The 18,797-nt window shown below is 42.8% G+C and carries 17 protein-coding genes and 2 pseudogenes; all 19 read right to left on the minus strand.

Translation table 11 applies throughout. The annotated features are described in order from the left end of the window. Nucleotides 1-82 precede the first annotated feature (82 nt). Entirely contained in the window at nucleotides 83-1,234 is a 1,152-nt protein-coding gene (locus L693_RS0100080) for an Ig-like domain-containing protein (protein WP_025715523.1), read from the minus strand. After that, a complete protein-coding gene (locus L693_RS0100085) occupies nucleotides 1,231-1,521 on the minus strand; it encodes a hypothetical protein (RefSeq protein WP_025715524.1) in 291 nt (96 codons plus the stop codon). Before L693_RS0100085 ends, L693_RS0100080 begins: the two co-directional genes overlap by 4 nt. After that, entirely contained in the window at nucleotides 1,521-1,832 is a 312-nt protein-coding gene (locus L693_RS0100090) for a phage head-tail connector protein (protein WP_025715525.1), read from the minus strand. Before L693_RS0100090 ends, L693_RS0100085 begins: the two co-directional genes overlap by 1 nt. Then, nucleotides 1,825-2,040 carry a hypothetical protein gene (locus L693_RS0100095; protein ID WP_231503478.1) on the minus strand — a complete coding sequence of 72 codons (216 nt, stop codon included), beginning with the start codon at nucleotides 2,038-2,040 and terminating at the stop codon, nucleotides 1,825-1,827. The genes L693_RS0100090 and L693_RS0100095 overlap by 8 nt, the downstream gene beginning before the upstream one ends. A 101-nt stretch (nucleotides 2,041-2,141) precedes the next feature. After that, the gene (locus tag L693_RS0100100) at nucleotides 2,142-2,972 is read right to left on the minus strand and encodes a P22 phage major capsid protein family protein (RefSeq protein WP_025715526.1); all 831 of its coding nucleotides are present in this window, start codon (nucleotides 2,970-2,972) and stop codon (nucleotides 2,142-2,144) included. A 28-nt stretch (nucleotides 2,973-3,000) separates the two neighbouring features. Continuing rightward, a complete protein-coding gene (locus tag L693_RS29720; protein WP_155983739.1) occupies nucleotides 3,001-3,519 on the minus strand; it encodes a DUF4355 domain-containing protein in 519 nt (172 codons plus the stop codon). A 15-nt stretch (nucleotides 3,520-3,534) separates the two neighbouring features. Further along, the gene (locus L693_RS28645; RefSeq protein ID WP_231503480.1) at nucleotides 3,535-4,503 is read right to left on the minus strand and encodes a hypothetical protein; all 969 of its coding nucleotides are present in this window, start codon (nucleotides 4,501-4,503) and stop codon (nucleotides 3,535-3,537) included. Between the two features lie 230 nt (nucleotides 4,504-4,733). Further along, nucleotides 4,734-5,453 (minus strand): hypothetical protein, encoded by a 720-nt coding sequence (locus L693_RS0100110; RefSeq protein WP_025715527.1) that lies wholly within the window; start codon nucleotides 5,451-5,453, stop codon nucleotides 4,734-4,736. A gap of 30 nt (nucleotides 5,454-5,483) precedes the next feature. Next, nucleotides 5,484-5,704, minus strand: a pseudogene (locus tag L693_RS0100115) (YdbC family protein). A gap of 63 nt (nucleotides 5,705-5,767) precedes the next feature. Next, nucleotides 5,768-8,809 carry a type I restriction endonuclease subunit R gene (locus L693_RS0100120; RefSeq protein ID WP_025715528.1) on the minus strand — a complete coding sequence of 1,014 codons (3,042 nt, stop codon included), beginning with the start codon at nucleotides 8,807-8,809 and terminating at the stop codon, nucleotides 5,768-5,770. A gap of 16 nt (nucleotides 8,810-8,825) precedes the next feature. Continuing rightward, on the minus strand, nucleotides 8,826-10,109 hold the full coding sequence (locus L693_RS29725) for a restriction endonuclease subunit S (RefSeq protein WP_025715529.1): 1,284 nt from the start codon (nucleotides 10,107-10,109) through the stop codon (nucleotides 8,826-8,828). After that, nucleotides 10,099-11,596: pseudogene (locus tag L693_RS0100130) on the minus strand (N-6 DNA methylase). The gene L693_RS29725 and the pseudogene L693_RS0100130 overlap by 11 nt, the downstream one beginning before the upstream one ends. Nucleotides 11,597-11,810: 214 nt before the next feature. Beyond that, complete coding sequence (gene tnpC, locus L693_RS0100135) at nucleotides 11,811-13,256, minus strand: IS66 family transposase (RefSeq protein ID WP_025715530.1); 1,446 nt, start codon at nucleotides 13,254-13,256, stop codon at nucleotides 11,811-11,813. A 203-nt stretch (nucleotides 13,257-13,459) separates the two neighbouring features. After that, nucleotides 13,460-13,738 (minus strand): hypothetical protein, encoded by a 279-nt coding sequence (locus L693_RS0100140; protein ID WP_025715531.1) that lies wholly within the window; start codon nucleotides 13,736-13,738, stop codon nucleotides 13,460-13,462. A 4-nt stretch (nucleotides 13,739-13,742) separates the two neighbouring features. After that, nucleotides 13,743-13,979 (minus strand): helix-turn-helix transcriptional regulator, encoded by a 237-nt coding sequence (locus tag L693_RS0100145; protein ID WP_025715532.1) that lies wholly within the window; start codon nucleotides 13,977-13,979, stop codon nucleotides 13,743-13,745. A gap of 294 nt (nucleotides 13,980-14,273) precedes the next feature. Beyond that, complete coding sequence (rlmD, locus tag L693_RS0100150) at nucleotides 14,274-16,124, minus strand: 23S rRNA (uracil(1939)-C(5))-methyltransferase RlmD (protein ID WP_025715533.1); 1,851 nt, start codon at nucleotides 16,122-16,124, stop codon at nucleotides 14,274-14,276. Nucleotides 16,125-16,531: 407 nt separating this feature from the next. Further along, complete coding sequence (locus L693_RS0100155; protein WP_025715534.1) at nucleotides 16,532-17,413, minus strand: diacylglycerol kinase; 882 nt, start codon at nucleotides 17,411-17,413, stop codon at nucleotides 16,532-16,534. A gap of 206 nt (nucleotides 17,414-17,619) precedes the next feature. Continuing rightward, entirely contained in the window at nucleotides 17,620-18,387 is a 768-nt protein-coding gene (locus tag L693_RS0100160) for a sirohydrochlorin chelatase (RefSeq protein WP_081752053.1), read from the minus strand. Next, nucleotides 18,387-18,677 (minus strand): YerC/YecD family TrpR-related protein, encoded by a 291-nt coding sequence (locus tag L693_RS0100165; protein ID WP_007428885.1) that lies wholly within the window; start codon nucleotides 18,675-18,677, stop codon nucleotides 18,387-18,389. Before L693_RS0100165 ends, L693_RS0100160 begins: the two co-directional genes overlap by 1 nt. Nucleotides 18,678-18,797 lie beyond the last annotated feature (120 nt).

The following is an 18,797-nucleotide window of genomic DNA, read 5'->3' on the forward strand; positions in this document are numbered from 1 at the left end:
TCGATGGATTTTCGTTGCATATGTATGTGCTCCTTTAAAATGAAAATGGCTCACCTCTAGGGCAAGCCGATAGCTATAAAGCTTAGAATAAATTCTTAAGGCTAATGGTCTTTTCTATGGTAATACTAGGATCACTTACTAAGGTGGCTGTCAGTACAAGGGCTTTATTGTTCGCTCCACTACTGCTTCCGGCTTTCACTGTCACGCTATTTCCTGTACTGGCTGTCACGCTACCAATGATCGGAGTCGAATCATCTTGGTTTCGTAGACTCCACTCCACAGACTGGCCAAACACTTCCACTCCATGATCATAAATATGGCTGACGTATGAGGCACTTTGGCCTGTTTTTAGAACTGCATTGCCAGTAATGGCTATCGAATAGATATGCGTTCCTGTTTCGACGACTCTCATTTCAATGCTACTTTGTACTGCTGGGTGATACGTTAATTTCGCAGTGATTCTTGCTTGTCCCAAAGCGATACCCATAACCTGACCTTGCTGATCTACACTAACCACACTTGGGTCACTAGATATATAGGTAATCGCCGGATTCGCTATCTCATTTCCATTATCCGTAGCAGACACATTCAACGGTATTGTTTCGTTTAGAGGTACATGGGCCATCGTTCCCTGATGAATATGTAATGCATATGTATGAGCAATCTCGTACTTCCATCTATCTGCAATGTTATGTTCCACGTCATCATAAGCTGTATTTATGCTATCCAATGTACAGCTTAACTGGATGATGCCATTCATCGTGCGATCAATTCCAGTCACTTTAAAAGGCTGATGAGTCATATAAAATCGTTGGCTTAATGTAATGCCCCTCGTATCTGTATTGTCTTGTACGGTAATCAGGATGTTGCCCTCTGGCATGGAGATAACTTTACCTGTTTCCGTTGAAAACGTTCTGGCTTCTACCACAGCATCAAACCATTTCACCTGTCCATTCCAGTTTAAAGCTAGTCGTTGATTACATTTTCGCATCTTGCCTCGACACGACTTTTCATTTTGATCCACCTGACTGGTGATCAGATAACGTTCATAGCGATAATCCACGATATTTCCTGTATGTAAGGGTGTTGCTGCACGAATAATTTTTTCATCGGTCATTTGAATGGTATTTGTCGCATCCTGAATTAGAGCAAGCTGTCGCATACCATTGATATGTACAAGCTCGCCTTTTTCTCGCAGAAAGAAATCTATCATCGGCTCTAGACTCCTCGTCACTCCTCCACCTCCAAACCAAAATCCTGCTTGCAGCGATACAGGTACAACTCCACATAATCACTCCATTCCTTCATATCCAAAATAATAAAGACATTCTTACTAATTCGAACATATCCATATAATTGCAATAAGGTTTCCAGTGGACAGAAAGCTCGATATGTTGTCTCTAGTATGTAACCATCTTCAAATGAAAAGCTTTTGCGATAAGGTTGTACATCTGCCATGATCAACTGGACAGGTTTCAAATCAGCATCATTCAAAATTTCCAGCTTCGTATCATAGAACATTAATCTGTACCGACCTTGATTTTAGGTAGAGGAAGAGCAAGTCGAATACTTGCCGGAATGCCTGTTTCAAATGTGACTGAGCGTTCACCTTCATGCTTATTTATAAGTCCAACCGAATCCCTATTCTTATAAAGATACACCGCATAATCGACCATAACATCATCATATTCCACAGGGAGTTCTACCACATTACAATAGCCATAAATATTACTCCTCGCTTTATTCAAATAGTGGATCAGGATATCATCCTTTGATATGTCTGTTGATTCCATGCCTAATAGCTGTTTCATTAAATCCATTAGCTCACTCATGCGCTGGTTCCTGTCCCTCCTTTACCTGTGCCTTCTCGGTACGCTTCATATTCTTGACAGTTTGAACTTTCGTTTGGGGTAAATCTTGCTCAGCCTCATCTGGTTTAGGCTCATCCACTTGCTCATAACGCCCACTGCCTGTAACCGCAGCATTAACTCCTGATCTGTGACTTCCCATGTGCAGCCTGTTTCCTGATTCAAAAACCACATCTTATCACCCTCCAAAAAATGAAAAATAGAGCATCCAAAACGGACACCCTAACCGTGTTTCTTCTATTATAATGTGTTTGCATATGATCCTATTTTCAATTAAGACTTATTGGCCGTGAGTACAGCAAGAGCCTCCGGCTTGATACACTTAGCTCCAAACACCTGTAAACCTTTTACTGCATCCGAAAATTGCTTCTCTGGTCTGAAGGCTTCCACTGAATCCACTTGCCCGGCAAACGAAATCGCACTCTTATGACCTGCAATGATTTTATACTTGGCTCCTCCGGTATTTGGCACATTGTTTGATTTATAGACGGTCATGCCATCAATATCTCCCACATAGCCTGTGCGGATGATATTTGGGTCTTTGGTGAAACGAGCATCCTTTAAAAGCAAGCCATAGTACCATGCAGGAACTACCACAAAACGTTCCGTTTCAGGTACATTGTTCTCATCCATCATCACGCCAAGATCAATCAGCAAATCATAGGCTGTATCTTTAGTTGGAACAATAGGCGCGGTATCATTGCCCATCGTATTCTCAGCTTTAACCTCCGTATAAAATCCAGCAAGATACTGATCCACTACATTGGCCAGTCCATAGGAGGCCTCCACGATTCCACCATCTAGTAGACTTACATTCGCTTGAGCGGCATCGACATCATCCACTTGAAAATTGAAATACTTCGCCTGATCAATCACTAACGTTTTCTGCATAGCATCCAGTTCCTGCGGATTGCCGATTCCTGCCACCTTATCATAATTGCCAATCGTTACCGTCCCAATCGAATTAATTTTTACGGTGGAGCCTTGGCCTTGAATCTCACCTTCGTAATCAGTGTTGACCACGTTCCCATACACCAGATTCTTCTTCAAGCTTTCATTTAAACGTGCGCTCCAAATGGTAGGAATAAAATGTTGTACTGACATATCTAATCACCCTGTCCTTTTCTATTGATTATTGTTTGTTTTGTAATGCTTGTTTGACTTGATCCCAATGCTGATTAATCTCGTTTGGGGACATCCCTTTAATCGATTCCAATGTAAATGTGCTACTCGTTGAACTAGCCGGAGGGGTATATCCTTCCCCCTTGAGTCGTTGCTCTACTTGCTGTTGGATAGCCAATTGTAACGATTGTTCCAACATAGCCAAATTCGCTGTCGTCGCTTCTTCATCTGCACCAATAAAAAAATCCACTAACGGGAGTGGAAGTTTCTTCTCGGATGCTATTTTTACCGCTTGGCTGGTTAACCGTTCACGTTGCTTCTCTAGCTTCATATTTTCCACTTCGGCTCGTAGCTTCTCAACTTCGATTTCTTTCTCATCCTTAGCCGGGAATCGCATCTTGATTTCAGCATTCAGTAAATCCTCCAGATGATTTGCTTTCCACGTTTCCAGTGATTTAGCGGATCGTTTATCCACCGTGCTATCGAACCAACTTTTTCCTTCCTTGTTGGATTGGATATATAGGCACAGATCTGCTCCATTTGACTAGTTCATGAGACCTTGACCATCGAAAAACTGAACATTCTTATTTTTATAACTTGGATACTCCACTCGCTTGAAACCGATGGACTCTTCATTGATAACGATGATTGGGATTTCTTCCGTTTGCTCAATGGAATAGCAAGGATATAGTTCGTCATTATACATAACCGAGCGAGTAGGAAAAGGAATTGCTTCTAGCTTCACACGACGATTATGTTTATTCCATCCATTGAAAGTTTTATATTCATTTTGATCAGGAGCAGACTTTGTGCGGCCATTCCACGAGATCGTTTTATTCGGTATACGTTCTAACTTATGTAAATGTTCCTTTGATGGTTTCAATTCTTTCTTTGCTTTGAAATATTCACGTTGCTTCGTCTTTTCATCGAATATCAACTTCTGCTGCTCCAAATTTTCAGCACACTTTTCCACTTTCCATACATCCTCGATGATCGTATCCTTTTCATAATCTGGAATAACAACAATCCGGGGAACATACGGTACTGGCTGTGCTGCTGAACGACTCACACCAAGTGCTGCTTCCCACTTATGGATATTGGTGAGTGGTGGCATTTTACCTAGTGTAATGTGTCGATACAGATCAGCAACATACTTTTCTTGAATAAATTCTGTCCTCTGTGTACGTCCCATCGCAGGTGACTTGATCGAGCGGACATATTTTCCTCCATTATAGTAGATGCCCTCTCGTAACATGCGTTCAAACAGAGCAAGTTGGAATGGATCATCTTCATCAACTTGATCAGCTTTGAGCATAAAGATGACTTCGGTAACATCGGTGGAAGGATCACGTTCTGCTACGACTCGTTTGAGTTGATCGAGATAGATACTGTCAGATACAGTAATGGTACGAGTGTTAGATGGTGGCGCAAAAAGTTGGTCACCTGCATGAGTGATCTCGTTAAAGTGGAACAGTTTGATTTGGTATTGATTACGTGTTGGATTACTGGACAAATTTTGACCTCCTGTTTAGTGATTTGGATGATAAGATTTTGAACGTTCATTCTTGATGGTAATTTGTTTCTGTGCGCCAAACAGAAACAAACGTTCGTATTTATTGTATCGGATATATGTTTGTACTTCAAGGAGAATTTGGAGAATCATTTATATAGAGGACAAGAAATCAAAGTAACAAGAAAAACCGAGAGCTATATACCCTCGGCTGTTTGGAAATACAATGTAAATTACTCCTGATTCAACTCAGTGTAATCTGCGCGAAAATATACTTTGTAATCTGTAGCCTTAAACCCATACGCTTTCAGCATCTTCAGCAATATATTTCGTATACCATTCCCGCTCATATGTGTCTCTATATACACTTTATCTAGGATTAACTGAGGTTTCCTTATTCCTTCTTGCTTCGTTGAGATGTACTTATTTTTCTTTCCATTCATACCAGACATATGTTCAAAAGCAAGAAATTTTTCGCTATCTATCGCAAGCAACAATTCAGCAGTTTTTTTAAGCATTTCTTGCCAAGTTTTCACTTCTATTAATTGTTTCTCATTAATTCGAAAAGCAAACGGTCGCTTATGCGTAAAATTCTCATAGAGAGTATGTTCAACGTTAGAATCCACCATGTAATCAGCATAATTGGGGATTTTATTCTTTTCGGTTTCTTCATCTGTATCGTCGTCTTCATTGACTAAATCAATTGCCTCTACACTAAGAGTAGCCACAAATTGATCAATCTGCTGTTCATAATCATGAATAAATACCGCCATATCGTCATACTGCCGTCTAGCAGCAAAGTCTCTTTTAGTGAAAGCGTCGTTTGACTTATGGTTTATACTGTTCATTGTATCATTAAGTACTTCTTTTATAAGCTCCAAGCTCTCAGACAGGTCAATAGCTTTGTTCGGGAATTCTGTTTTTAAGGTATATAGTACTTGATCCAAGTTCAAAAAAGCTCAACTCCTTGAGACAAATTCAATCTACAACTCTAATCCATTCAATAAATCCCGTAACACAAAAATCTCTTCCTTGGACAACGTGACACCTTTGCCCATTTTCTCATGATCTGGCGACCATTCACGGATATCTAATTTTGGTTCGCGATCATTCAGCTTATGAGATTCAGTTCTTTTTTCCAGCCCTTTGCTCCTTTGGACAGGATTCCGATATGCTGGGTGATTGTATATTTTATTTCTGCCATGCTTGATGCTCCTTTCTATACCATCGTTTGGTCATGTTCTATATGTTTCCTTGCCGTCAGCCACTATCGGATAATTACTTCGTCAGGTTGTGTAGTATACAAATTATACTTCATCTGCAATTCTGCTTGCTTGATGACCAATTCAGTAGCATCTGGTATTTCATCTGGTGGGTATTTATATAGCTTTAGCAGCCTTTTGATAAGAGACCTCATATTGGCTCTGGCATCGTTACGTTTATACCAATCAGGAGTTTTGTTCTCGGCTATTAATTGAAGTAGTTTTTTCGCCATCTCACGCAAAATGTCAGATTGATAATGCATTTTCACCAGTTCTGGTTTTGCGAGTGCATCATAAAATGCTTGCTCCTCCGGTGATAACTGCATATCAATTCCCTCGTTAATAGCAGATTCGATTTCCTTAGCAATGTCTATCATCTCGGTAATCAGCACATTGATATCTTCTGCTTGGTTGTATCGCTCTACAATGTTCTTCAACTTCTCGGAAAAGAAACCAGCACGAACAATGTTCGTTTGCTCAAACCATTTGATCTTGTCGTCAATCAGTTTTTTCAGGATGGTAGCCGCGATATTCTTTCGCTTCATCGCCATAATCTTTTGCAGGTTTTCAACAGACAGGAGACTCTTTTCCTTCTTCGCGGAAATGGATACAACCTCGTCACCATCTTTGATTATCGCCTGTTCAATCATAGCTGTAATCTTCCGTTTGAATTCTTCTACGTTCGGCATTCCATCACGCTCAACTTTTATGATGAACGATTTGACAGCAACGAAAAAGCTAACTTGAACTCGAACAGTAAAATCCAGTGCAGTTGCACAAATGTTGTAGGCGCTTTGAAGCCGAGCGACATGCTTGAGGAACGTTTCTTTGGCTCTGTCCTTCAACACATGCTCAACACCATCTTGAATCAATTCAAAGCGATCCTTCGGGGTTGCGTTCATATATGCACTAAAATCGAACCTGTGGAACATCCCCTCAAGAATCTCCACTTCGGTCATCAGGATTTCTTTAGCCTTCTCAATCTCAGGAATACTGTTCTTGTCTCGGCTAGTGTATGTATGAAGTGCTTCCTTCAAATACTTGCTCAGTCCAATGTAATCAACAATTAATCCAGCTTGCTTGTTCTTATAGACACGATTGACCCGAGCGATGGCTTGCATCAGATTGTGTTCTTTCATAATTTTATCGATGTACATCGTATCAAGGCACGGAACATCAAAGCCGGTTAGCCACATATCGACGACAATGGCAATCTTAAATTTACTCTCCTCATCTTTAAAGCTATTAAACAATTCTTTTCGATGTGATCTATTTCCGACAACATCTCGTAATTCCTGTTCGTCCTTATTACTATCAGTCATAACGAGTCCAATATGATCAGCAAGATGAGGAGATTTTTCCTTAATAAGTTGGTACATGCGATAAGCTATTTTACGAGAATAAGCAACAATCATCGCTTTTCCTTTGAGTATGTTTTTGCGTATTTCATAGTGAGCCAGTATATCATCTACGACCAAATTTAGGCGATCTTCATCCCCAATGACTGCTTCCATCGTGACCAGATCCTTCTTCAGCCTCTCGATTTTCTCAGGTGTTAGTCCCTGTGCTTCAATCTTCGCCACTTCCGCGTCAATCTGATCGAGAATCCCTTCGTCAAGATGCACCTTAGCCAACCGATTTTCGTAGTGCAAATCGACAGTCGCTCCGTCTAGTTTCGCTTGTGTCATGTCATATACATCAATTAATTCACCAAATACACCAATAGTCGATTTATCATTGGAATCGATTGGTGTTCCTGTAAATCCGATAAAAGTCGCATTCGGCAAGGCATCACGCAAATATTTTGCATACCCATAAATAAGCTCAGCCTCTAGTGTCTTCTTATCAATTTTAACATCAGGATCAATACCGTATTGGGAACGGTGTGCTTCATCAGCTATGACGATGATGTCATGTCTATTTGAAAAAAGGCCCGTTGATTCAGTGAATTTTTGGATCGTGGTAAAAATAATACCTCCAGCAGAACGGTTCTCCAATAGTTCACTCAAATCTTCCTTTGAATCTGCGTGTGAGGGAGTTACTCGCAAGTATTCTTTGGCATCACTGAATGTGCCAAATATTTGGTCATCCAAATCTACACGATCTGTAACCACAACAATGGTTGGATGATTTAGTCTTCGAATCAATCCGGCAGAGAGAAACACCATCGAAAATGATTTACCAGAACCCTGAGTATGCCAAACGACACCACCACGTTTATCTTCATCAACAGCACGAACAACGCTGTCAATAGCCTTATTCATACCAAAATATTGATGATATCCGGCTATGATTTTCGCTTTACCGCCAGCGAAGAAAGTGAAGTTACTAACAATATCTAACAACCGTTCCTTATGAAGCATTCCTTTAAGAAGAGTATTGATTTGAGCAATATGCGGTTCATCAATAATAGGGGAATTGCGATCCACTTGTTTCCACTGCATATAGCGGTCATACTCCGCAGTAATGGAACCGAATCGAGCATTGACTCCGTCACTGATGATACTGAAGGCGTTATACTGGAACAACGGCTTGATGATGTCCTGATAGGTCTTGATTTGAAGATAGCCGTCATGAATGGTCGCGTCCTCGCGAACCGCAGATTTAAGTTCAATGACAACCAGCGGTAAGCCATTGACGAATATAACCACGTCTGGTCGTTTCTCCGCTTTATGAATCACAGTAAATTGGTTGATCGCCTTGAATGTGTTGTTGTACGGATTATCGAAATCCATAATCTTAACGACACGAGAGGGAACATCCTCGCCGTACACTTCAATACTGATACCTTCAATGAGGTACTTTTGAAATTGTTGGTTCGCAACGACAAGACTCGCGTCGTCCATGTAGACAAGTTTGCGTAGCGCGGCTTCAATAATTTCTTCGGGGAGATTGGGATTAAGTGCGAATAACGATTCACGCAAGTCATCTTCCAGAATAACGGTATGGTAGTCGCGCACGAAGTCATAGCCATTTAGTATGGTATAGTCCAATTCGTCTTGTAACAATTCAAGCACGACCGCTTCAAGGCTTTCTTCAGTAAACATGGAAATCACCGCCAATTTATATTTCGATATCAGATACGTCGATTTCTCCAGACATAAGTTTGGGGAGTAGGGTATCTCGGAGATTGGTTAAATAATTGATTTGTTTCTCGTTATTTTTTATCTTATTATTGTAAATTTTGATAATATTAGAGAATTTCATTAATAATTTAGTTTCAGGTAATAGTGCAGAGATATTTTTGAGCACATTTCCTGAAATTTCTTTAAATGTCGAGCCTGTAGCCATATTTTCTATTACCGTTAGATTTTCCTTCAAAAAACAATATACATATTCAGTCCCTACGTTGACATTGGGGATCACGGATTTAAACCCTTGATTCGTTGTTACAGGATTACCAGCAATCGCTATATATCCAATGGGAGCTCTTGAAGTAAATAGTACTGTGCCTTCCGGCATTAATTTGGCAGCACTATTTCTTAGACCTAGTTCCGTAATATCACGAGATCCTCGAAATATAAATTTACTTTTATTCGTGGACAAGTCTTTCGGTATAATCCAAGGTACTCCATGATAAGAGTAATATTCTTCATTCGTTGAAGAAGGAGTCCCACCTCCAACAACAGTTCCTAAATCTGAAATCGAACCAATCTTCCATCCCTTCGGAATCTCTTTCCCCAGTTCCTCGCACCATTCCATCTCCCCGCCGCTAAACTTATAAGGTTTACCGTTTTCATTCGGGAACTCGAAATCAACGAACCATTGCTTGAAGAACGCCTGAGCCACTTTCTCAAGGACTTTGTTCATTCGGTTGTTAAGTTCAATTTTATTGTCGAGTGCAGAAAGGATGGAGACTATTTTTTGTTGTTCTTGAAGATTTGGTAAATTTATTTCAAAATCTAATAAAGCGTTCATTTTCATGTTTGGCTGTGTTGATGTTCCGCCTGATATTGCATTAATATGCCCCCTATATTTTTCACTTTGCATGTTATAATATAGGAATTTATTATCAGCGACTGCTTCATTAACCTTTATTCTTATTAATCCATTATTAAAGACTGACTTTAGATTTTCTTTTATGATTCTATTTACACCAACAGTTGCTCCAGTTCTTGCAACTATTATGTCTCCTTTCTTTAACTGAAACTTAATATAGTCTTTATCTTCAACAGAACAAAATCCCCAATCCCTAAATTCCTTTTCTTGAGAAATATCTTGGATTCTAAGACATTTCACCCCACTATCATAATCCACAATAGGTGCTCTTTTTATTGCATCTAATCCAGTATTAGAAGAAAGAATTAAATTTGAGATCGTAATCACTTTCCACTCATTAAAATTCATATCCAATAGCCCCCAGGCTCTTCTTGATCTTCTCGTCCAGCACAGAAGACTCCGACATCAAATCTGCAAGCTCGGAAACAAGCTTCTCCATCTTTTCCTCAAACGGCTCATCATCAATAATTTCTTTAACTCCGACATATCGACCCTGGAGTAAGCACATTGTCATGCTTCTGGATTTCCTCCAGGGCAGCCGATTTGCAGAAACCGACTTCATCCAGATATCCATCATTGTTCAGCCACTTGTGGTACGTATCCACAATCACCCTGATATCCGCTTCTTCGAGTTCACGCAACTTGCGGCTAATCATTGTCCCTTTATCCCTGGCATCAATAAACAACACTTCACCTTTGCGTTTCTTGCCGCGACGAAGGAACCATAAGCAGACTGGGATACCGGTTGTGAAGAAGAGTTTATCCGGCAATGCCACAATACAGTCAACCAAATCTTCCTCAATAAACTTTGCACGGATGTTACCTTCACCTGAAGTTTGGGATGACAAAGAACCGTTAGCCAGAACAATACCAGCAACGCCTTTAGATGGCTTCAATTTCGTGAGCATATGAGACAACCAAGCATAGTTTGCATTACCTTTAGCCGGAATGCCCCATTTCCAGCGAGAATCATTCAAGAGCCTATCCTGTCCCCAATCGCTAATGTTAAATGGGGGATTAGCAAGGATATAATCAAATTTCTCGTCCTTGAACTGATCTCCATGGAATGTATCGTCATGGATTTTACCAAGATTCGCTTCGATCCCGCGAATAGCAAGGTTCATCGTGGCAAGTCTTCTAGTCTCCGCATTTAACTCTTGACCGTAAATGGACAACTTGTAGGCATTACCTCCATGCGCTTTCACGAACTTTTGTGCTTGGACAAACATACCGCCGGAACCGCAGCATGGATCGTAAATAGTACCTTCAAATGGCTCAATCATTTCAACAAGAAGTTTTACAACACTACTCGGCGTATAGAACTCTCCACCGCCTTGTCCAAGCATAAAAGCGAACTTGCCAAGGAAATATTCATAAACGCGCCCAAGTGCATCTTCTTCAATCAGCAATGTGTCCGAGTTTTCAAATACCATGACAACTTCGCCAACTCGCCGCTGGTCTATATCTGCACCTGAATAAATCTTAGGAAGGACTCCAGCGAGCTTCTTGTTTTCTTTCTCAATGGCAATAAAGGCTTCGTCAATTACTTGACCAATATTCGGTTTAGTCGCATTCTCAATGATGTGCTTCCAACGGGCTTTTTCCGGTACATAAAACACATTGAAGCGTTCGTACTCGTCACGATCATCTTCAAATCCATCGCCTTCTGCGACAAGCTCGTTGTAGCGTTGTTCGAAACGATCAGAGATGTATTTTAGAAAAATGATGCCGAGAACAACATCTTTATATTTGGAGGATGCAATACTGCCTCGCAGCTTGTCTGCTGCCGCCCATAATTTATCTTCTAAGCTGGTAACTAAGTTTTCCTTTGCCATTGTGTGTTGCTCCTATGCTTGTTATATATTAGTACTTTAGACTTATTCCAGATTTCACCGAAAAATCCCTTTGTTCGACAATAATTTTCATCATTATACACTACCAGGGTAACATATTTCTATCAACGATTATATGTTCGCATGAAAAAACCTCTGCCGTGTGAGGGAGAGGTGATGAATTAATTAATCATTACTTATTTAGTTACTGCTTAGGTCACCCCAAAATGGGATGACCACGAAAGGCATTGACGAGTGAAGCAAGGACGGGTTGATCCTGTTTTAGTAGCGTGGAAATGACACTTCTCGTTCGCACAAACACCTTAGCGCCAGCGAACGTGCGGAAGGCACCGGATACTTTTTGCTTCACCTTTACCATGCGCAAGTCCCGTTCCGCCTGGTTATTATCAAACGGAATGTCGGCATTCCAAAGAAACCGGAGAATCGACGCTTTATGTACCTTCAGTCGTTCGCCTAGATTGGCGGCCTTACTCTTTATTTCCCGACCTCTCGGACCCGCTTTTGCACGGACGGCGTCGTTTGCCCATTCATCTTTGCCGCGCTCGAGAATGTCGTCATAACGCTTGCTGGCTTTATCAAGGATAGCCGCGGCTAAGGGCCGGCGGTCACGGCGAGCAGCTTGCGTGAGTTTCCAGCTTTCCTGTAGCAGTTCTTTCATCTGCTTTGCCCATGCGTGCCCGTCATGCTCCGCAATGCCTTGGCATTCGCGTAACAAATGTGCGTTACAGAGGGCATGGCCGAAGTAGTAGAAGTCTTTGAAGTACGCGGGTAAGCAGTCGTGAACGACCGTTCCCAAATAGAACGGTAAGAATCCGAGTTCATCCATCGCTTGGCTGCCGCGTTTTTGGTGCGCGCCAAGTAGTGTCCAATGTTCATTGGACACTACATGCACCCAGTGATTCTTTCCTGCGATCCGACAGCCTGTTTCGTCGACGTTTACCGTTGCTTTGCGAAAAAGCGCCGAGCGAATGGTTTGCTCCACGCTTTCGAGCGATCGAGACATCGTCTGCAGCAAGGATAATAGCGTTGCTTCGCTAGGACGATACGTTGTCAAGTCAGCAAACAACTGAGCAATTCGCTTAAGGGGTAGCATCTGGTAAGCATGCAAATAAGCTGTCCAAGCTGCGAAGCCCTCTCCGTATTGGGTAGGCGCTTGAATATCCGCAGGAAACGTCGCTTTCTGTTCCAGACCGCAATACGGACAGCATTTCTTCTCGATCCGATGCTCAGTCACCCTCACGCAGGGAGGCGGCAAGTCGAAGATTTGACGTTTCTCGTAGCCCTCAACCGTTACCGTTTCGAGCGAATGCGAGCAGCTTGTACACGTCGTTACCTGATGAAAGACAATTTCATCAGGGGAGTCCACGGATCGGAGCGTATATCCATCATGGCCTTTAGGCGCTCCCTTTTTCCCGCCCGACTGACGAAGATTAGTGGGTTTACGAAGGCCGTCGCTTGAAGGCGGTTTACTGCTGTTGTTGCTATTTTGACCGAGCTGACGTTCAAGCTCGTTTACGCGTTTTTCTAACTTTTCGATTTGCTTGGATTGACGATCCACGACAGTGAGGAGCTCATGAAAGTAGCCTGCAATTTCCTGATCTCCTTTGCAGATCGTATTTACTTGTTGTGGTGTTAGCTTCATGGTCTCACTCCTCATCTACTCCCTATAACTCTATTTACTTCTTCATTACTTGGCAATAAAAATTCTTTAAAAACTCAAAAAATCTACCTTATTTTCAGGGAGACCTAAGTAGTAACCTTATTTATGATTATTCAACAGACGTGCACGATACAAAACTATTATTATGATTGGTTTGTCCAATAGAGTCATAATAATCCTTGAGTTCAAGACAACGTCCTTCTTCTCATCAGCAAAAGGACGATATAGAGGACTAATACACCACAAAAAAGATAGTCATAATACATTTTGTATGTAGTTAAGTCGAAATGGAAATACCCGGATAAAATAATACCCACAGTGTACCCCATAAACAATAAAGAAAATGCAATGTTAAGTGGGCCACTAATAATATGATTCCATCGTTCATCCTTTCCTTCTTTAAGTAACAAAATAAGGTTTAAAAGTAATCCCACCAAAATAGTGATGCTTATAAAAATATCCATCGTGCTACTCCTCCTCCTCATCTTCTTCATAGGCCTCAAACTGAAATACTTCCGTAATTTCTTTTTCAAATACATATGCTATGGCAAATGCAAGCTCAAGCGAAGGTACAAACTTGTTGTTCTCAATTGCGGCAATCGTCTGTCTTGTTACACCTAGTTCTTTGGCTAGATCTGTTTGTGTCCATCTCCGTTCAGCACGCAGTAAATAAACCTGATTGCAGATAACACCAAATGAAAACATGAATACTCTCACCTCCTTTCATTAATTATAGTATTATATGAATAACAAATTGTAAAGTAAATATAACATATTGGACTATTAATAAAACAAATTGCAATAAATAACATACAAAAAACCTCCCATAAAAGGAGGTTCAAACCTTCATTATTAATCGGAAGAAGCATTCTTCCTATATATTAATTCCATCCACTTCTCTCGTACTTTATATATGTAAATAATATATATTCCCGCACTCAACCCTAAAGCACTTTTCTGAATGCAGGAATATTCAAATTACTTTTCAACCCTCGTGCATCAATACTTCCTATCCCGATATATTACTACCACGCACTCCACATGCACCGTATGCGGGAACATATCGACGGGCTGCACTTCCACCGTTCTATACCCGCCGTCCTCCAATATCCTTAAATCCCGTGCCAGCGTGCTTGGATTGCAGGATACGTACACCACCCGCTCTGGCTTCATCTCCAGAATGGTGTCAAGCAGGCGTGGATCGCAGCCCTTACGGGGCGGATCGACGACGATGACGTCAGCGGTGATGCCTTGCTCTTTCCATCCCGGAATGACGTCCTCGGACGCGCCTACCTCAAACTTCACATTACGCATCTGGTTCAACCGCGCATTACTCCGCGCATCCTCAATGGCTTCTTTTACGATCTCCACCCCATACACCTGATCCGCATGCTGAGCGAGGAACAATGAGATCGTGCCAATACCACAGTACGCATCTATCACCGTTTCCTTGCCCGTGAGTCCGGCATATTCGACGGTTTTGCTATACAGCACTTCCGTTTGGACAGGATTGACCTGGTAAAAAGATCTTGCGGAAATGGCAAACTGGACGTTTCCGATATAATCGTAGATCACATCACGGCCCCATAGCACACGAGTTTCGTCGCCAAAGATAACGTTCGTTCGCTTGGTATTCACGTTCTGGCAAATGCTTGCCACGTGTGGGATATGCTCACGGATACTGCCAATCCAGGCATCGACGTGCGGAATATCTCGTCCATTCGTGACGAGGACCAGCATCATTTCACCTGTGCGAAAAGCGGTCTTTACGACAACATGACGCAGCAGTCCGTGTCCGGTTTCCTCATTATATGCACTGATGCCCAGCATTCGCCCAATCTCTTTGACACGTGCCACAACCTCGTCGTTACGCTCATCCTGAATGAGGCAGGTGTTCATATCCACGATACGATGACTGCCACGCGCGTAGAAGCCGCCGACAAGCCCGCCCTCGGTGACACCAATCGGCACTTGGGCTTTGTTACGATATCGCCAAGGCTCACTCATACCAAGGGTAGGATGTACGACTACGCCTTGCTCACGCGCCAAATTTACGGACACGCTGTCTGCATTCGGGTCCGTACTTACTGCCGAGGACGAAGCTGTATTCGCCTCTAAACCCGTAAGAGCAGCCAATACCTGCGCTGCCTGATTACCGGATTCGGTAGTCGCGTTTGCATTCGCACCCGAATCCGTTGCGGAACCGGCGCTGGCAGCCACGCTCAGCTTTCCGATACGTTCCAGTACGTCTACAACGTGCTGGCGCTTCCAGCCGAGCTGCGCTTCATAGCTCATATGCTGGATTTGGCAGCCGCCGCACTGATCATAGATGGCACAAGGCGCTGCAATCCGGTCAGGACTGGCCTGCACGATGCCCAGCAGCTTGGCATAGCCATACTGCTTTTTCGTTTTCAGCACCTTGACTCGTACCTTTTCCCCCGGCAATGCGCCTGGTATAAACAGCGTAAAGCCCTCGACACGCCCTACACCCTCACCATCATGATTCATGCCGATAATGTCGAGTATGGCTTCATCGTTTTTTTGTACAGGCAGATCAGCACGCTCTGCACTGGAACGGTTACGATTGGATGTGTGCCGCTCCTGTCCATCACCGGAAGAACGACGAGTCCCTCGTCCTTTTTCCATTCTATTCCGATCCGTATCTTTTATATTTCCATCAAAATTTCCATTTTCAATTCCGATTCCAAGCTGTTCCTTTCCAGTTCCACCTTGAGACCGCCCTTGCTCTCTCTCCCTTTTAGGCTGCACAGTCTTTTTCTGTGGCTTTCCTTGAACAGGAGCTGCTACATTCCGGCGGCTTTTTCCACGTCCGCTACGGTTACTTGTCATGATTCATGTCACTTCTTTCTGGTCATCTTTTTTATACCTATCTTCCTTCAATACATACGATGTAAACGGCCTGCAAGCTATATAAACATCAACTCGAAAATGCCGTTACTCCCCACGGAGAACGGCAAGGATCAATTGCTAATAGGGTCGAAGCGACATAACTACCTCTGTATACCATGGCTTGTCTTTTATTATTATTGAAGACGAAATCTCTTCTGGAGAAGCCAATCTCTTCAAAAAATTATTTTATCGGAAACACTATCGTTCGGAAACAAAAACCTTTCCACATCATTCCCTACCACAGGACTTTTGCAAAATTCGGTTTCAGTCGCTCCAAAGTCAGATAAATCATTTCGATTTTTATATTGCTAATTACATACGCTTTGTGGATTTTTCCCAAAAAATTCTCACCGAAATACATTCAAGTGGTGCGGCAAATTCTGGAAAGTTGCAGGCAAAGTTCCTCCCAGTTCGCCATCCAGATTAAGCTGGACATAGCCGGGTGAGGTTACCTCCATATAATCTGTTTTGAAATAAACAATCTTCTTGTCCTGCAAATGCTCGCCACGCAATGCGAGTGTCACCAGCCGGATCATTTCCGCCAGATTGCATTTGCGTACAGCGATGACGTCGAGCAGCCCATCATCTATTGTCGCCCCGGGAGCCAGCTTTTCAAACCCGCCCACCGAATTCGTATTCGCAATCAGGAAGAGCATGAACTCGTCGTGTATCACTTCCTGACCCGATGCTTTAATAATCAGCTCTTGCGGGGCCAGGCTGACCATTTTCTCCATACCTTTAAAATAATAGGCCAGCTGGCCAATCATCGTTTTTAGCTTGCTGGGAACTTCATACGTAAGCTCGGTTAAAGTCCCTCCGCCCGCAATGTTGATAAAGTAGCGGTCATTGGCTTTTCCGATATCCAGCGGCTTCGGATTTTGACGAATAACCAGGTCGCAGTAATCCTCCCACTGCCTGGGGATGCCCATTGCTCTGGCAAAATCATTCGTCGTCCCTAGAGGGAACACACCCAAGGGCGGGCGGTTTTCCCTTTCAGCCATCCCGTTAATGACCTCATACAAGGTGCCGTCGCCACCAGCGGCGATAATCATATCATACCCACGCTCGATGGCCTCTGTTGCAGCACGCGTTGCGTCCCCTTCACCCGTAGTTGCATGGCAAGAGGTTTCAATACCACCTTCATCCAGGCGCTGCAAAACATCCGCAAGACGACGTTTCATTTCCTCCCGCCCGGAGGTCGGATTATAAATTAATCTAGCTCTTTTCATTCCGTTACGCCACCCGTATATTTAATGATATTTATATGCAAATTCCAGTCATCACATTCAGTCTGTACAAAATATCATCATACTGGAAAAAGACCTCTTTTACAATAAAAGAAGCCATCACAGACCTAAATTTGGGAATAAAAGGGCGAAAAATACTGTAGCTAAACTACACTACCTGAACCCAACTGCCAATGACTTGGCCTTGTTCACTCACCCATGCCTTGCATAAGTTCGCAAACTTGCCTGTCCATCCAGGTTGTAAGTAAAGGATGCGGCAACAAAGGATCTCCTGAATAACGGTACTCCAGGCCCTGCAACCGCTTAGGAATCATATGGCGTGTAAAATATCCGGAGCTCAAAAAAAGCGGCGCCACAATAACATCATGACCCCGCTTCTGATTCCAATACGCTGCCTTGTCGTGCACACTTTCTGGATTCAGCAAAGCATAGTCTGTTCGTATGCTACTCACGCTTTGCACGGTACGGGCCAATGAAGAAATTCCTTGCTCCCAGCGCTGAAGAAAGCCATTATGCACACTTCCGTGTCCAACGAGTAAAATGAGCTCTTTCGCAGGCTGGGCTGACAGTGGACGAACCTTGTCCCACACCATGCGTGCAACATCTTCTCCGTCATCCAACGGCCTACCGAAATGCACTCGCGCCTTTCTTCGAAAAGGCATCAAATCCGTTTCTTTATCCGGCGCATCCTTGACCCCAAGCGCATAGCTAATCTCATCTACATGTGTACTGCCCGATGACATAAATAAAGGTATCACCAGTAAATCCGTTACATCCACGGCCTCCAGATGATCAATACCATCCTGAATCAATCTTCCTTTAACCGTTTCCAAAAATGAAACCTCTACCGGCATATCCTTCGGCAAATGAAGCTTTGCGACTGCCCGATCCACCTGTTCCACCCAATACGGCTCTCTCGAGCCATGGCTGATTACCAGTATCCCAGGTCTCCGCATTAGCGTCCCAGACGTTCCAACGTCATTTTGTACCCGTCATTACCATAGTTCAGACAACGCTTAACACGTGAAATTGTGGCTGTACTCGCCCCAGTCTCCGCTTCAATCTGGTTATATGTGCTGCCTTTGCCCAGCATACGAGCAACCTCCAGACGTTGGGAGAGGGATTGAATTTCATTTATCGTGCACAGATCATCGAAAAACACGTAGCATTCTTCCAAATTTTTAAGGGTTAAGATAGCTTCAAACAATTGATCAATACTTTTATCATTAAGCTTTTTGAGCTGCATGGATTATCATCTCCCAAGGTTACAATCTCTCCTCATTGTACCTGAGAAATAGTAGGTTTTTCAAGCATTAACGGTTTCACGCATTACAGAACAACATTACATGACATAGGATTATACCGT

Origin of the sequence: Paenibacillus sp. 1-18 (assembly GCF_000520755.1) — a bacterium.
Taxonomy (GTDB): domain Bacteria; phylum Bacillota; class Bacilli; order Paenibacillales; family Paenibacillaceae; genus Paenibacillus; species Paenibacillus brasilensis.

What these genes read in the sequence shown, in the direction of transcription:
- L693_RS0100085 (WP_025715524.1), bottom strand. Translation starts at nt 1,521, where the DNA reads ATGTTCTATGATACGAAGCTGGAAATTTTGAATGATGCTGATTTGAAA.
- L693_RS0100090 (WP_025715525.1), bottom strand. Translation starts at nt 1,832, where the DNA reads ATGAGTGAGCTAATGGATTTAATGAAACAGCTATTAGGCATGGAATCA.
- L693_RS0100100 (WP_025715526.1), bottom strand. Translation starts at nt 2,972, where the DNA reads ATGTCAGTACAACATTTTATTCCTACCATTTGGAGCGCACGTTTAAAT.
- L693_RS0100120 (WP_025715528.1), bottom strand. Translation starts at nt 8,809, where the DNA reads ATGTTTACTGAAGAAAGCCTTGAAGCGGTCGTGCTTGAATTGTTACAA.
- L693_RS29725 (WP_025715529.1), bottom strand. Translation starts at nt 10,109, where the DNA reads ATGAATTTTAATGAGTGGAAAGTGATTACGATCTCAAATTTAATTCTT.
- tnpC (WP_025715530.1), bottom strand. Translation starts at nt 13,256, where the DNA reads ATGAAGCTAACACCACAACAAGTAAATACGATCTGCAAAGGAGATCAG.
- L693_RS0100140 (WP_025715531.1), bottom strand. Translation starts at nt 13,738, where the DNA reads ATGGATATTTTTATAAGCATCACTATTTTGGTGGGATTACTTTTAAAC.
- L693_RS0100145 (WP_025715532.1), bottom strand. Translation starts at nt 13,979, where the DNA reads ATGTTTTCATTTGGTGTTATCTGCAATCAGGTTTATTTACTGCGTGCT.
- rlmD (WP_025715533.1), bottom strand. Translation starts at nt 16,124, where the DNA reads ATGACAAGTAACCGTAGCGGACGTGGAAAAAGCCGCCGGAATGTAGCA.
- L693_RS0100155 (WP_025715534.1), bottom strand. Translation starts at nt 17,413, where the DNA reads ATGAAAAGAGCTAGATTAATTTATAATCCGACCTCCGGGCGGGAGGAA.
- L693_RS0100160 (WP_081752053.1), bottom strand. Translation starts at nt 18,387, where the DNA reads ATGCGGAGACCTGGGATACTGGTAATCAGCCATGGCTCGAGAGAGCCG.
- L693_RS0100165 (WP_007428885.1), bottom strand. Translation starts at nt 18,677, where the DNA reads ATGCAGCTCAAAAAGCTTAATGATAAAAGTATTGATCAATTGTTTGAA.